Genomic DNA, 13,225 nt, shown 5'->3' with positions numbered 1-13,225 from the left:
TATTCTACTGAAAGAGCCTCAAAGTAACAGTGAAAAACCAGTAAAATGAGAGGCAATTTTTTTTATGGCATCTTGCCAGCAAATCCGTTTTGAGAGTCGTCCCTATGTTGAATATGAAGTCATTAAGTTGTTTTGCCACTACTGCTGGTGGTTTAAATGAGCTTTGCCGTGAAGAATTTATGTCTTTGGGGGCAACTGAGGTTAAAGCTCAGCCTCGAGGAATTGCATTTCAAGCCGATATTGAAACGCTTTATCGCTGTTGTTTATGGTCACGTTTAGCGAATCGGATATTTTTGGTGGTATTGGATACCAAACTAGACAGTCAAGATGATTTGACGCCGACAATTGCCAAAGTCGACTGGAAAAAACATATGAGTGCAGAAGGCACATTCGCCGTGTCTTTTTCAGGAAAAGGATTAGGTATCGATCATAGCCATTATGGTGCCTTAAAAATTAAAGATGGCATTGTTGACTATTTTCGAGATTTTTCTGGTTCGCGTCCTGAAGTTGATCGTTACTCACCTGATTTGAGAGTTCACGGGCATTTAAACCGAAACCGTTTAACGCTTAGTATCGATTTGATTGGTTACAGTCTTCACCAACGTGGTTACCGAGAAGGACAACAGGTAACAGCTCCTTTAAAAGAGAATGTTGCCGCGGCTTTGTTAATGCGAGCGGGTTGGCCAGAAATTGCTTCAAATGGAGGGTGTTTGTATGACCCGATGTGTGGGTCGGGAACATTTTTGGTGGAAGCAGCGATGATGGCATCTGATCTGGCGCCGGGGTTGGAAAAAGCTGACCAGATGTTGCTTAATCATTGGAAAATGCATCAACCGCAGATTTGGCAAGATTTAATTACTGAGGCGCAGCATCGTGAGTCGGAAGGGTTGCGAAACCTTCCGGATATTTATGGTTCAGATGCCTCCCATAAATCGTTGGATATTGCGCAAGAAGCCATTGAAAATGCCGGTTATGCAGACTCTATCGAAATTAAACAGATGACCGTTGAACAGGGCAGAAAATGGGGCGATTGGCAAACGGGCTTAGTGATTAGCAACCCTCCTTATGGAGAGCGTTTGGGGGAGATTGAAGAGGTTAAAGAGCTTTATCAACATTTGGGTAATTACCTCAAGGCAGAATTTGACGGTTGGCAAGCGGCGATTTTGACTTGTAATTCCGAGTTAGGGATGTATTTGGGCATTAAAGCTAAGCGCTCTCATGAATTTGCCAATGGGCCTTTGGAATGTAAGTTGTTGCGATTTGATATTGCCAAAGAGTTTCATCGAGAACCTGCGATTAAAGGCGGTGCTGACATTGCAGAGCAGGTGCAAAAAACGTTTCCTGATTTGGCAAATTCTGAAGGTGCTCAGATGTTTGCCAACCGGTTGCGAAAAAACTTGAAACAGCTTCGAAAATGGGCGAACAGAACGAAAGCGTATTGTTACCGTGTTTATGATGCAGATATGCCGGAATACTCTCTAGCGATTGATTATTATCAAACTCTCGAAGAAGGCGAATGGCTGGTGGTCAATGAATATGCGCCACCTAAGACGGTGGACCGACAGAAAGCAAAAAAACGTTTGCATGAAGCCATGTCGGTGTTGCCGGATGTGATGGAATTACCGGCCGGTAAAATCATTTTTAAGGTACGCGAACGTCAAAAAGGGGCGAGTCAATATGAACGTATGGATGAGTCGAAAGAATACTTCACGGTCATTGAAAATGGCGTGAAGTTACGAGTCAATTTCCAGGATTACCTGGATACAGGATTGTTCTTAGACCATCGCGATGTTCGAGCCAAAGTAGCGGAATTGTCCAAGGGAAAATCTCTTTTGAATTTGTTCTGTTATACCGCTTCGGCCACAGCAATTGCCGCTGCAAAGGGTGCAAAAAGCAGCTTAAGTGTGGATATGTCGAAAACGTATCTTTTCTGGGCGCAGAATAATTTCTGGGCGAATCAAATTGATGACCGAAAACATATGCTTGAGCGTGCAGATGTCATTGCGTGGTTGGCAGAAGAAGCAGATAAATCGGCCGGTGAAAAGAAACAGTTTGATGTGATTTTTATGGACCCTCCTTCTTTCTCTTCCTCGAAGAAAATGGAAGGGGTGTTGGATATCCAACGTGATCATGGTTGGATGATTCGCAAAGCCATGCAGTTGCTAACACCAAATGGCGTGATGGTATTTTCAAATAACTTAAGAAAATTTAAGCTTGATGAATTGGTCGAGATGCAATTTGATGTTGAAGATATTACGCGCAAAACTATGCCGGAAGATTTTAAACGGAATCAAAAAATTCATCAGGTTTGGTTAATTCGCCCACATAAAAAAAGCCCAGACAAAGCTGGGTAAAACCTGTAGACCAGGTGGAGAGCGACATGAAAATAAATATCAAATTGAATATCAGTTTTTACAGATTATTACTTTGGTATTTGGATTTTATAAGTCCAAGGTAAGTTCGAATTTTTCCATCCATTTTCGAGTCGGAATCCTTTCTTGTCTCCTCGTTTGGTTTTGGAACCTTCGAAACCATCGGTCATTACATAGATGTTTTTATAGCCGTACTGGTCAAGCATTTTGGCTGCGGGTTGTGCTCTTGATGAGCCGGAGCGACACATTAAAATATATTTGGATTCTTCACTTGCGTTGAGTTTTGCGGCTGCTTCCTCAAATTGTGAAATAAACTGGCTGTTGGAGACGGATTTATAACGTAACTTTTTTTCATCGTATTGCGTGTAGTCAAACAGTACAGAAGGAATCATTATCTTTGCTAAATGAGTGTGACCAACAAATTGCCATTCTTCAGGTGTGCGTACGTCAACTAGAATTGCAGTAGGGTCTGTTTGAAGCATTTCGTAGGCTTCTTTAGAATCAACATAAAGCCCTTGTGGTGTTTGTTTTTTTGGGTCGTTAGGCGTTGGTGCGGCTGAAACTGAAAGGCTAAGCATCAGCACTGAGCTTGTTAGCAGTGTTTTTTTCATTCTAGGTTATCTCCTCTGATAAAGTAAATAAAAAGAGCAAAACCTTGCCATCCGCAGCTTAAAATTTCTCTTGTGTATTTCAACTTCGAGAAGTTTAATCTTTTCGGGAGCTTGGTTCTGCTAAGTGCCGAAATCATCGGCAATGGCTTCCTCCAAAGCCAAAATGAAAAGGTTTATATAATTTTTATGGAAGTTTTTATAAATTAGTATTTCTGTTCTTTTATTAATATTCTTGAACAATCCAATTATTGGATTTTTAAATAAGCCGCTCCATTTTTTTGTAAGGATGCAAGGTGGACGACCCCAGAAGGAACTGTTTCGACGCCTTGGTAGAGTTCACTGTCCTTCAGGCCAAAGTCTTTTAATGTGTTATTACACACCGAAAGTTTGACTTCTTTCATGTCGTGAAGATTCTTTAAACGGGCGCTGAGCTCTTTTCGTCGTTGATTCAGTTTTTCGCTGGTACCTGCTTTTTCGGTATCCGTTACAAAGCGGGCACCTAGTCCCACAAATACAATACTCACTTCATAGTCTTTAAAGGCATTTTCGTATTCAACTAACATGTTGTTCACTGAAGTGAGTGTTGCAGAAAAACGATCTGCTTGTGAAAAGTCTACGTGATAGACAACTTTCTCTAGTTCGTCTGCAAACACTGTGTTACTCGAAAGCATGGTGAATGTGATAGCCGATGCCAAAAAAAGTGCATTAAAATTTATATTTTTCATGACATATTCCTATTAATCGATTGTTGGTAACATTAAAAGAGTTCTAGTTCTGCTTGTGTGTATGCCACACTGACAAATTTTCCAAACTCTTCAAACCCAGCCGTTGTTTGTGCATGTTTTTTGATTCTAGGGTCTTTTAAGGCTAAATCTTTGGTTTCACTAATACTTAGCCCTTGTTCGACACCATTAACTGCATTCTCGTAAATGCCATTCATGATTTCTTGGTAACTCTTAAGTAAAGCCGTTTTCCCCGGCTTGCCGTGACCAGGCATTAATAGATAGCCTTTAAGGTTCTGATCAATCTCATTAAGGGTGGATATATAACCTTTAAAAGAAGTTTCGCTCGGGTTGCCGATACGGTTTTCCATAATAATGTCACCTACATAGAGGGCTTTGTCATTGACGATTTCAATCATAATATCTACAGGAGAGTGGGCTTGTCCGTAGCTATGGACCTTAAGTTTCACATTACCAAACTCAAACAACTGGTTATGTTCAACCCCTTCTGTGGGTGCAACGACTTGAGTTCCTTTGACAGCTCCCGAAGTGGCATTCATCATCTGATGAAGCCACTCGTCACCGATGGCATTTTGAATGGCGGTTTTAGCCTCAGGATGAGCATAAATTGGTGCATTTGGAAATGCTTCTTTAAAAGCTTGGTTACCAAGCCAGTGATCACCATGATAGTGACTGTTAAATATGGCAACTACGCTCTTATTAAAATGTTGTTTTATTGCACGAATCGCCATTCTGCCAATGTGAACCGATGTTCCCGTGTCTAAAACAACGATTCCTGCGGATGTGTCCACTAGATAAATATTTGCAAAAAAACCTTGGTTTTCAGCAGTTGGCCAAGCGCCTCTTGCATATAAAGCATAGATATGGTCACTAATTTTGATTGGGGTCACATCAGGCACAAAGAAATCGTCTTTTTGGTATGCAAGAACCTGTAATGGTACATTTCCCACTGCAACCGCTGCAGTGATTCCAAAAAAACGCTTAATTAAGTCACGACGTACAGTGTTTACTAGATCGTTAGATTGCATAGTTTTCTTCTTTTACTTGTTGAAGTTATTACCGAAGCTTTCCAATTTTGGATTTAATCGATGTTATGTTGATAAATGCTCATTCAGCGCCTAAGGTGTATCCCTTTTAGGAAGGTTTACTGGAGATTTTGGGTCTAGTAAGAAGGCTACGACATCGGCAATTTGCTCAGCTGTTAGTAAATGGCCTTCGCCATGACCGAATCGAGGCATTAGAGAGCATGGATTAAATGCCTTAGCATTAAAAATGTATTCATAAGTGTATTTTTGAATTGCAGTGCTTTGACCACGAATCTTGCCAAAATTGGTGAGACTTGGCCCCATGTTGCCATTTTGTGGGAAGTTTGGATCGACAGCATGACAGGCATAACAGTTGGCACCATTGGGTTTAGCAGGATTGTCAGCATCCGCAAAGCCCGGTAAGCCTATGCGACCACCGTGTGCTCCTTCTACCCAAATTTTTCCTTTTTCCCAATTTCCCATGTAATTGCCATGTTTTGGAAGTGTAATGGAGGATTTTTCTCGTTGTAGAATCTGCTTCACTTGAGCCCCGCTGGGACGATCCATTGTTTTGTTGCAAATCGTTAGTGTTGGATCTGTGAAGCGTTTCCACTCGGCATCGTTATTTACTTTAAAACTGGACTTTACTGCGGATAAAAATTCCGACTCGGAAATTGACTTGCCGCGATCTTTACTATCGTCTTCCTGTGCGGAGGCGATGCTTGTAAGAATGGCAATTAATCCAAAGCAGAGTTTTGCAATTGTTCTTTTGTTCATTTTTCTTTAAATTCCTTATTTGGTCATGGTTGAGAGTTTTGTCTCACTTAAGCTCGAGGCTTAATGCCTGGTACGGAGATTTTTTCTTCGCTTTGAGATGCTTTTTTGACTTGATATAGAATTAGGGCAGCGTCAATTTCTGAGCCTGTTTTCAGCCAAGGTAAGCGCATTGCAAGTATGCATCTTTGGTTTCTCCACCATTGCGTTCTGACGTTACCGTCTTTATTCACATAGGCAGGAAATGCCCCCATTACTTTTCCAGCCCTTTCGGGGTTAGTCATAATTGGCAGTTCAACCCCTCTTAGTATGCGACCAGGAGCGGCATGGCAGTGCGCGCAAGAAAGGTCCATTGAGCCCATTCGATGCCAAAACGTTTTTTTTCCGAGCTCATAGCTATGTTTTTCCTTTGGATGTTCAAGAGAAATTTGAAATTTCAGGCCATTTGACTTTGAGGCCACGAAGGTCGCTAGCTGAGACAAAGGGGAGACTCGGCTGTCTTCTTCGGCCGCATTGAGGTAATGAATTTGTAAATAGTGGTCTTCAATATCCTGATCGTTGAGTCCTTGCAGGGTTTTCATGCAGGTCATTAAACGGCTTTCAAGTGTTTCGACTTTATCTGTGTCAGCGAAATAGCGTGGTAATTGTGCGTAAGCACCTTCAAGCACGCCTGGACCGAGTCCAAAGTCACATTTTTCTAGACTTGCGTTTTTTGGCCCATTTTTTTGAAAAAAAAGTTCTTCGCCGTCATCAACCCAAAATTCACCTGGATTTCCATCGGCCAAAGAATCTCGATATTCAGAAAATTTTGTATCGTCTGAAGCTTGTACAAAGTTATGTGCACTCACTCCAGCTATTACCGGTAAGCTTAGCCCGATTGCTAGAATCAACTTTAAGTTGGGGTTGAATAGTTTCATCTTGAATTATTCCTCTTTTTTCACAATTTCAATTTTTTGAATACGTTATGTCTTTTAGGATATAACGAGAATCGTGCCAATTGAATCGATATAAGGTTTTAAGTCACTGTTACTTTACTAAAAGATTATTAAATTCAATATGTTATGGTTTTTATTGGGTTTGAGGGGACTGGTTATGAATATGGTTTTATGATGAGTTCCCTTTGAACAAGTTAATTTTGTGATTGCAAGTTGCAACTTTAGATTGCATAAAGCAATGTTTTTTGCGTTGTAATGACTAGCGGATTCATGGTTTTTAACTTCGTAATTTACGCCATAGCGTCGTTGGATTAATGCCTAAAGCCTTTGAAGCTGCCGATTTATTGCCTTGAAATCGTTCAAGTGTTTGGATAATCCAAAGTTGTTCAATTTCTTCTAAGGTTGCTTGCTCTGGAAATAGAGGATGTGGTGAAAAATGAGAAGAGTGTTTTTCATTGCTCGTTGAAAAATTCTTTTGTTGAGTAGTGAAAATTTCTGGGGGAAGATCATGTAACTCAACCCGATTTCCTTGGCATGAAATTAGAATTCTTTGAATGACGTTTTCAAGTTCTCTAACATTTCCTGGCCAATGGTAGCTTTGAAGGATATCCAAAACCCCAGGTGCACATGATTGCACTTGTTTTTTTAGTTTTGGAGAGTGTTTGAATAAAAAACGGGCGGCTAAATATGAGATGTCCTCAATTCGATTCCTCAATGATGGGATCTCAATAGGGTATATATTTAATCGGAAAAATAGATCTTCTCGAAAATGTCCACTTTTAACGAGAGGTTGTAAGCTTTGATTGGTTGCAAAGATCAATTGTACATCGACCTGAACTTCTGTGCGTGCACCTACTCTGAGTAATGTTTTTTCTTGTATAAATTGTAAAAGACGGACTTGTAATTCGGGGGATGCGCTGTTTATTTCGTCTAGAAAAAGAGTTCCGCCATCAGCAGCTTCAAGCAGGCCTGTTCTGCGATGAGCTGCACCTGTAAATGCCCCTTTTTCATGGCCAAATAATTCTGACTCAAGCAGAGTAGGGCTTAGAGCTCCGCAATTAACGGTTAAAAATTTTTGTTGATTACGCTCGCTTTGTTTATGCAGATAATTGGCAAGCACGCTTTTTCCAGTTCCCGTTTCGCCCATTAGAAGTACAGGTACGGGATGATTAAGTACTTGATGAATACGCTGCAAGGTTCGTTTCATGGCTGGACTTTCTGAGATAGGTAGGCTTTGAGAGTCAGTGGATTGATGAATTTCTTGACTTTGTTGTTGCCAAATTCGTTCACGGTGTTGGAGAAAATCATAAGCACGACTGAGAGTATTGTCGATTTGAATGTGATTAAAAGGTTTTATGACTACATCAAAGGCTCCACGGTGAAAGGCATTGATTGCTGTCTCAGTTTGACCAAGCTTAAGACTGATAATGATTTGTAGCTGTGGATTAAGTTTGAGGCCTTCCTGCCAGTGTTCATTAAAATTTGGTGATTGGGAGCAAAGCCAAAGTAAGTCAACATTTCGAGTAGTAGATGGGTTTAATGCGTTGATTTCACTTGAGTCAAAAATAAGAATTTCAAATTTAATATTGTTTTTTAAGGTAAGTTGCCTGAATTCCGATTCAATAGTACTTGGGATTAGAAGGCGAAGTTTGTTATTAATCATGTTCTGGCATCCGTCTAGTTGAATTGTTTTGTTACATTTTAGTTAATCTAGAATATCAATATGTTTTTTAATACATAACGATATTCTAGTTAAAATTTCACTTTGGTAAAAGTGGTTGTCATTCTTTGTCTTTGTTAATGGTCAATAATGTGAGATGAATCGGGAAGAGTTTTGTTTTAAAAATCTCATATTGGGTTGGTAGAGGTTTTCCGCTCATTTTAAGAGTATGAATCTGCCTAATAGACTGAGCTGTTGCGATAAAACTAGATTTTTATGAGTTTTCGTGACGAGATGAGTTAAGGAAATCTTTGGGTAGCAAACCCTTGTTAAGTGAGTTGACTGTTAGCAAATGCTTGTCTTTTTTTGATTGCCGTAGGGTAGTTGACTGGATATAGAGAGGTTAGGTCTAAAGTGCCAATCAGATTTATGTTTGGTTGATTCGTTCACGATAGTTTAGTTTGGTGTACTTAGATTGGGCTTTATTAAAATTTTAGATCTTCATTGGATCTTAAATAGTGAAGGTTTGGTTAAGAAAAATAACCGGCCGGTAAAATTTTGCATCCGTATTTAAGCGATTTTTTCACGCATGACCTGTGTCTGGTCGGCTTTTTGATTGCTTTGATCCATGAATAAATTTGCGTCTTTAATCCGCCATTTTTGTGGGTCAAATAATTGCCAATCTTTGGGGTCATGGCTAGTGACGATCATGCTAAACGGGTGTTGTGCGCGTTCGACTCTTAACCATTCTAAAATTTCTTCACGCGTATCAATATCCAGCGCACTTAAGGGTTCATCCAATAATAACAAAGAGGGTGAACGCATTAAGGTTCGGGCTAATGCTAGACGTTGTTGCTGGCCACCGGAGAGCTGATGTGGATAGCGCTCTGTTAATCGGCTCAAGCCAACGGCTTTGAGTAAGGCTTGTGCACGTTCTTTGCTTTTATGAGCAAATAGCAACTGTTGACCAACGGTTTGATGTGGAAACAGTGCATACTGCTGCCACATCATGCCAATAGGGCGTTTATATACCGGTCGGTGAATTTTTTGTTGGGTTTGCCAAAGTTCTTGTCCCCACTGAACCTTTCCACTTAATTGACTCGGTAAGCCTGCTAAAGCACGCATTAATGTGGTTTTACCGCTACCAGATTCGCCTGTCAGCAAAATAGTTTGGTTTGCTTCAATGGTTGCAGACCACTCTACGGCTAAAGCGCCCATAGCACTTTGTAGAGTTCCTTTGAGCATGAAATGCAATGATTGTGGTGTTAAATGTGTAGAACTGTTCATAAAAGTTTCTAAATTCTATTTTGTGCAGGGTGTTAATCGCTTAGTCGTTGGATATTGACGCCTAGGTCTGCCGGTTTTGCATGATAGACAGAGCTTAAAACAATGCCGTCGACGCCGGATTTGGCATAGTCTTGAACATTGTCTGGATTCACCCCGCCGGCAATCAGAACTTTTACTGTTGGAAATTGTTGTTTCAGGTTTAGATTCCATTCAATGAGTTCATCAACCGGTACCTTATCAAATTGAATCATATCGGCACCGGCGTTCGCAGCTTGCAAAGCTTGAGCGTAAGTGTCACATTCCACGGAAATTTTCTTTTCACAGGCTGCAGCCTGCATTGCGGGAATTTTGTGGTTGAGAGTTTCTCTTCCGCCAATAACATTTAGATGATTGTCAAAGACCAAAATGGTTTCGGATAAACCTAAACGATGTGGATGAGCGCCGCCATTGAGAATTGCTTTGGTCATGGCCTTTTTCATCCCTGGAATATGTTTGCGTGTTACGAGTAACGGAATCTGTCTGACGGCTTCGACTTGTTTGACCATATTGGCGGTGAGTGTGGCGACTCCGCACAAATATTCCAATAAATTCATCGCTACTTTCCAGCCGCGATGCAGGACATCGGCACGACCAACGGCTTGAAAAATAATGGCGCCACTTTCGACGTCATGCCCAGATTGGGCGCAGTGCACAACTTTTGCGCCTAAGATTTCAAAAATGCGTGCCGCTTCTTCCATCATGGTTAGGCGAGTTGTGTGGCGAGTGCGAATGGTCAATTCTGAAGGCTGTTCTTCAACGCCAAGCAAGTGACTGGTTAAATCAACCAAAGGTGCATCTTCATTAATCCAAGCTTCGATTTCGTGGGTTTGAAAAAAAATCATAGAGTTTCTCTTTAATTGGGTTAGTAATTTTTGCGCCCTAAGCGACGTAGAACTATAAATAGGCTCATTGCAATCACCGCTAAAATCCAAGTAAATTGCATTGCGCAGTTAAAATCGCCATCTAAAACTGAGTTATAAATAGCAAGTGATAGGGTATCGGTTTGTCCAATCAAATTGCCGCCAAGCATTAAACTCATACCGACTTCGCCCATGCCGCGTCCAACGCCAAGCGTTAAGCCAGCGGCAACTGCAGGTGCAATACTGGGTAAAGTAATTGCCCAAAAGGTTTGCCAAGGTGATTTACCCAAACCATAAGAGGCTTCTACCAAGTAAGTCGTTTCGCTTTGCCATGCTGCTTGAATGGGTTTAATCATTAACGGCAGTCCTGCAATGACACTGGCAATCAATAACGCGCTAAAGGAAAAAATCAATTCAAATTGAAAGCCGGCCGGAAGCATCTGGTTCAGCCATCCATCACGCCCCAGTAAAAGTAAAAGAAAAAAACCGATGGCAATAGGAGGGAATACCAGTGGCAAGGTGACAAAGATTTCAAGCATTCCTTGCCCTCGCCATTTTGGACGACTCAGTAGCCATGCTAGGGGTAAACCAATAATGATTAGTAGAACACCGCTGAGCAACATAACCTTTAAACTGATCCATAAAGGTCCAAGTGAACATGACATATTAATGACCTGTTAATAACGTATTAATAACTGAGTCATTGCTGACACATCTGATAAAACATAGGTGATTTATAGACCAAATTGGGTAAACAAGGTTTTGGCTTGTTCACTTTGTAAAAAGGCTTTAAACGCCTTGAGTTCCAAATTGTTCTCGTGCCCTTTAAGCGTTCCAGCAACTATTTTAATCGGGCTGTAACCACTGTCTAAAAGTGTGTAGCCCCCAATACGGTCGCCTAAACCAATGGCATCGGTGAGATTAATAAAGCCTGCATCAACTTCTCGTGCGACAAGGTATGAAGAGACTTGCGGGACGGTCGAAGCTTGCATTAACACTTCACTTAAAGGGTTTTGTAGCTTGTTAGAAGTCAACCATTCGATTGCCGCACGTCCGTAAATCGCTTTTTTAGCATGTGGATGAGCAATACGGCTGATTTCAGGGTTGGTTAAGTCTTTGGTCGTTTTAATGGCAGGGCTGCCTTTTGCCCAAGCGATGACCAATTTACCTTTACCAATCGGTTGGTAAGCGGAGAATAGATCCGTTTGATTCAAAAACTTCTCATCACCTACCACCAGTGCAATTTTTCCTGAGGCCTTGGCCTGAGCCAAAATTTGACGCATATTACCGTAGCTGGCATCGACCGCTTTACCAGAGTTTTTTTGATAGTCATGAATGACAGCTTGCATCGGTTTTTTGTAGCCGCCACCCGCAACAATTAACAAATCGGCCGCAGTGACGATTTGGCTGAAAGAGAAAAGGGCACCAACCAGCGTTGCTCCCATAAGTTTGTGTAATAATCTAGATAGAGTTTTCATAAATATGTCTCTTATAGAGCGTGTTTAAATTTATATTGCACTTGAAAAAAACCGGAATAAGCCGTGTCATCCGTTAAGAATTTTGTGCCGTTGGCAACGGATTGTTTAATGGCCTCTCCTGGCATAAAGACACCTAATCCAGCTTGGAAGTTCCACTGTTTATTCATTTTATAAACGGCGGTCAGGTCGATTTCATTGCCGTAGTGATCGCTTGATGATTTTAGAGGGTTGTTGGCAGCAGTTGCAGTAGCGGCTTTATAAGCACGCCATGAATCTTCAACGACATCGGCATAAAATTGGTGATATTCTGCTTGGAATTCCCAATCACGGTGTGGGCGATAGTTCAGTAAAAATCCATAATCCGCTATATTCGACCACCCCATTAAATTCATTCGGCCATAGTATTTATCTGATGCGCCATAGGCTCCATCAAAACGCTCGTTTTCTGGTGTTGATTTGTCGTCACCGGTTGCAAAAGCATGGGTCGCACCAAGCATCCATTTTGGAGAGAGTCGGTAATTGATGTCCAGATTGTAACCATAGGCATCGACATCGACGCTCTTCGAAGTTGTTTTCAGAATATCGCCTTTTTGTAGAAGGTAGGTTGCATCGACTTTAAAGCCATAATCTTTGAAAACTGCTCTGGTTCCGTAGTAGTAAAGGTCTTTTTCTAAATAGTCATTACTGTCATCATTGAATTTAGTGAACAACATTGGCTCGATGACCAAGTTTTCAGATGCTTTTAAGTGGCCATAAAGCCCTTTTCCAGTGAAGCCGTGTCCATGTTCTAGGCTGAATTCGTTTGGATCATGTAGCATGGTTTTGCCATAAAATGCATCCACCCAGTGTTTTTCGTGTTTGAAACGAACCTTTGCGGCATCCCAAACCCATTTGCCGGAGTTTTTCCAAGCCCCAGGGCCAAAAACACGTTTATTGCCATAAAAGATCGCTTGGCGACCGACTTTTGTCGTTACAGCTCCCGCTTGATATTGCAGCCAAGTTTCACCCAACTCCATTGGATCGGATTGAGGATTGTTTTCAATACCGCCAAATTCGCTATTGACCCAATTTTTATCGTCAAAGCCCCAGCCCAATACTCGGCTGTCTTGCAGGCTAATACGGCCTTTTAGATGTTCAGAAAATTGGTGGTCAAGACCGACTCGAATCCGACTAAGAAGATAGCTATCTGAAGCTTCGCCGACTTTTGGATGGTTGCCATAAAATTTGTCATTGAGATTTTCTTGATGTTCCGCGCGCTCACGGATTTCAACAAATAACTCAGTGTTTGCGTGCGCTAAATTTGACAAAAACAGACCTGAACTCAAAAACAGAATTTGAATGTTGGGGGATAAAGTTTTCATAGGTTTTGTATTTTCTAAGTAAATTTAAGGATTTAAAAGGTTATGTAAATAAAGTAATATTTACTTTTGTACATATCGTT

Annotated in this window: 12 protein-coding genes; 1 reads left to right on the top strand and 11 read right to left on the bottom strand. The window is 41.2% G+C overall.

All coding sequences use genetic code 11. The features are described 5' to 3' along the window. Positions 1 to 104: 104 nt before the first annotated feature. Entirely contained in the window at positions 105 to 2,354 is a 2,250-nt protein-coding gene (rlmKL, locus tag D9T12_RS09845; protein WP_240693174.1) for a bifunctional 23S rRNA (guanine(2069)-N(7))-methyltransferase RlmK/23S rRNA (guanine(2445)-N(2))-methyltransferase RlmL, read from the top strand. Positions 2,355 to 2,422: 68 nt separating this feature from the next. On the opposite strand, the gene D9T12_RS09840 is transcribed toward rlmKL, so the two are convergent. The 11 genes from D9T12_RS09840 to D9T12_RS09790 form a co-directional block, all read right to left on the bottom strand. Beyond that, positions 2,423 to 2,983 (bottom strand): rhodanese-like domain-containing protein, encoded by a 561-nt coding sequence (locus D9T12_RS09840; RefSeq protein ID WP_130538009.1) that lies wholly within the window; start codon positions 2,981 to 2,983, stop codon positions 2,423 to 2,425. Between the two features lie 245 nt (positions 2,984 to 3,228). Continuing rightward, positions 3,229 to 3,708 (bottom strand): DsrE family protein, encoded by a 480-nt coding sequence (locus D9T12_RS09835; RefSeq protein WP_130538008.1) that lies wholly within the window; start codon positions 3,706 to 3,708, stop codon positions 3,229 to 3,231. Between the two features lie 32 nt (positions 3,709 to 3,740). Beyond that, entirely contained in the window at positions 3,741 to 4,754 is a 1,014-nt protein-coding gene (locus D9T12_RS09830; protein WP_130538007.1) for an MBL fold metallo-hydrolase, read from the bottom strand. Positions 4,755 to 4,844: 90 nt separating this feature from the next. Beyond that, entirely contained in the window at positions 4,845 to 5,528 is a 684-nt protein-coding gene (gene soxX, locus D9T12_RS09825) for a sulfur oxidation c-type cytochrome SoxX (protein ID WP_206199094.1), read from the bottom strand. Positions 5,529 to 5,575: 47 nt separating this feature from the next. After that, complete coding sequence (soxA, locus tag D9T12_RS09820; protein ID WP_130538006.1) at positions 5,576 to 6,442, bottom strand: sulfur oxidation c-type cytochrome SoxA; 867 nt, start codon at positions 6,440 to 6,442, stop codon at positions 5,576 to 5,578. Between the two features lie 295 nt (positions 6,443 to 6,737). Beyond that, positions 6,738 to 8,123 (bottom strand): sigma-54 interaction domain-containing protein, encoded by a 1,386-nt coding sequence (locus D9T12_RS09815; protein WP_130538005.1) that lies wholly within the window; start codon positions 8,121 to 8,123, stop codon positions 6,738 to 6,740. A 567-nt stretch (positions 8,124 to 8,690) separates the two neighbouring features. Then, entirely contained in the window at positions 8,691 to 9,407 is a 717-nt protein-coding gene (locus D9T12_RS09810) for an ATP-binding cassette domain-containing protein (protein ID WP_130538004.1), read from the bottom strand. 32 nt (positions 9,408 to 9,439) lie between these two features. Further along, complete coding sequence (gene modD, locus D9T12_RS09805; protein ID WP_130538003.1) at positions 9,440 to 10,288, bottom strand: ModD protein; 849 nt, start codon at positions 10,286 to 10,288, stop codon at positions 9,440 to 9,442. A gap of 20 nt (positions 10,289 to 10,308) precedes the next feature. Continuing rightward, positions 10,309 to 10,971 carry a molybdate ABC transporter permease subunit gene (locus D9T12_RS09800; protein ID WP_130538002.1) on the bottom strand — a complete coding sequence of 221 codons (663 nt, stop codon included), beginning with the start codon at positions 10,969 to 10,971 and terminating at the stop codon, positions 10,309 to 10,311. Between the two features lie 69 nt (positions 10,972 to 11,040). Beyond that, complete coding sequence (gene modA, locus D9T12_RS09795; RefSeq protein WP_130538001.1) at positions 11,041 to 11,784, bottom strand: molybdate ABC transporter substrate-binding protein; 744 nt, start codon at positions 11,782 to 11,784, stop codon at positions 11,041 to 11,043. 11 nt (positions 11,785 to 11,795) lie between these two features. Continuing rightward, positions 11,796 to 13,145 (bottom strand): alginate export family protein, encoded by a 1,350-nt coding sequence (locus D9T12_RS09790; protein ID WP_130538000.1) that lies wholly within the window; start codon positions 13,143 to 13,145, stop codon positions 11,796 to 11,798. Positions 13,146 to 13,225: the final 80 nt, after the last annotated feature.

The organism is Thiomicrorhabdus indica (genome assembly GCF_004293625.1).
Lineage (GTDB): Bacteria > Pseudomonadota > Gammaproteobacteria > Thiomicrospirales > Thiomicrospiraceae > Thiomicrorhabdus > Thiomicrorhabdus indica.
The sequence above is the reverse complement of the archived record's forward strand: the minus strand, read 5'-3'. Positions and strand labels throughout refer to the sequence as shown.

Bases quoted from the DNA above. Each gene is read 5' to 3' on its own strand.
- modD (WP_130538003.1), bottom strand. From the start codon at position 10,288: ATGATTTTTTTTCAAACCCACGAAATCGAAGCTTGGATTAATGAAGAT.
- rlmKL (WP_240693174.1), top strand. From the start codon at position 105: ATGTTGAATATGAAGTCATTAAGTTGTTTTGCCACTACTGCTGGTGGT.
- D9T12_RS09810 (WP_130538004.1), bottom strand. From the start codon at position 9,407: ATGAACAGTTCTACACATTTAACACCACAATCATTGCATTTCATGCTC.
- D9T12_RS09800 (WP_130538002.1), bottom strand. From the start codon at position 10,971: ATGTCATGTTCACTTGGACCTTTATGGATCAGTTTAAAGGTTATGTTG.
- D9T12_RS09815 (WP_130538005.1), bottom strand. From the start codon at position 8,123: ATGATTAATAACAAACTTCGCCTTCTAATCCCAAGTACTATTGAATCG.
- D9T12_RS09835 (WP_130538008.1), bottom strand. From the start codon at position 3,708: ATGAAAAATATAAATTTTAATGCACTTTTTTTGGCATCGGCTATCACA.
- soxA (WP_130538006.1), bottom strand. From the start codon at position 6,442: ATGAAACTATTCAACCCCAACTTAAAGTTGATTCTAGCAATCGGGCTA.
- D9T12_RS09790 (WP_130538000.1), bottom strand. From the start codon at position 13,145: ATGAAAACTTTATCCCCCAACATTCAAATTCTGTTTTTGAGTTCAGGT.
- modA (WP_130538001.1), bottom strand. From the start codon at position 11,784: ATGAAAACTCTATCTAGATTATTACACAAACTTATGGGAGCAACGCTG.
- soxX (WP_206199094.1), bottom strand. From the start codon at position 5,528: ATGAACAAAAGAACAATTGCAAAACTCTGCTTTGGATTAATTGCCATT.
- D9T12_RS09830 (WP_130538007.1), bottom strand. From the start codon at position 4,754: ATGCAATCTAACGATCTAGTAAACACTGTACGTCGTGACTTAATTAAG.
- D9T12_RS09840 (WP_130538009.1), bottom strand. From the start codon at position 2,983: ATGAAAAAAACACTGCTAACAAGCTCAGTGCTGATGCTTAGCCTTTCA.